Below are 799 nucleotides of genomic sequence, written 5' to 3'. Positions count from 1 at the left end.
CCCCCGAACCACCCCCCACCAGGGCCCCGGCAGCGCGCGAGCGGCGCTACCGGGGCCCTGGTGGGGGGTGGTTCGGGGGTGCCTGGCGGCACCGGCGGGACCGACTCAGAAGGAGACGTCCGAACAGGCGTAGAAGGCGTTGGCGGTGTCGGCGATGGTCCACACCGCGACGATCACGTGGTGGCCGGACTTACCGCTGGGCAGCCGACCGGTGTGGGTCAGGGTCATGGGGGGCTGCTTGCCGTTGTACGGCAGGGTGAGGAAGGGGGTCGACTCCAGGTTGGCGCGGGTGATGGGCTGACTCGGGTCGTAGCCGTTCCGGGTGATGAAGTAGCGGAAGTCCGTGGTGGCGTGGGGGGCGGTGAACTGCCAGCGGAAGGTGTAGTCCTGGCCGGCGGTGACCTTGGTGGTGGGCCAGTTGCCGCCGCGCGGGTCGTCCAGCTGGGCGAACTCCGGGTGCCCACCGGAGCAGATGGTCCCGTCGGCGGGGCCGCGACTGGGGAAGCCCTTGGGCCCCTCGACGCTCTGCGGCTCCCACTGGATGGGGCCGCAGTCCTTCACGGTGCCGTTGGCACAGAGCTTCTGCCGGCTGATGGGCGAGTCGGTGTAGCCGTGGCTGTACGCACTGCCGCCGAAGGCCAGGACGGAGGCGGTGGCGAGGGAGAGGCCGAGGACGGCCTTGGTGATCCTGCTGCGCATGCTTCGCTCCAGGGAAACGCGGGGGGAGTCTGAGAGCTGAGTGCGGTGCGGGGGTGCCGTGGGGTGCGGCGCGGTGCGGGGATGCAGTGGGGTGCCGTGG

The 799-nt window shown here is 71.3% G+C and carries 1 protein-coding gene; it reads right to left on the bottom strand.

What is annotated here, in order from left to right:
• Window positions 1-105: 105 nt before the first annotated feature.
• Window positions 106-699 carry a lytic polysaccharide monooxygenase auxiliary activity family 9 protein gene (locus E4099_RS32525; RefSeq protein WP_135342663.1) on the bottom strand — a complete coding sequence of 198 codons (594 nt, stop codon included), beginning with the start codon at window positions 697-699 and terminating at the stop codon, window positions 106-108.
• Between the last annotated feature and the right edge of the window lie 100 nt (window positions 700-799).

Source organism: Streptomyces palmae (assembly GCF_004684805.1).
GTDB classification, from domain to species: Bacteria; Actinomycetota; Actinomycetes; order Streptomycetales; family Streptomycetaceae; genus Streptomyces; species Streptomyces palmae.
The sequence above is the reverse complement of the archived record's forward strand: the minus strand, read 5'-3'. Positions and strand labels throughout refer to the sequence as shown.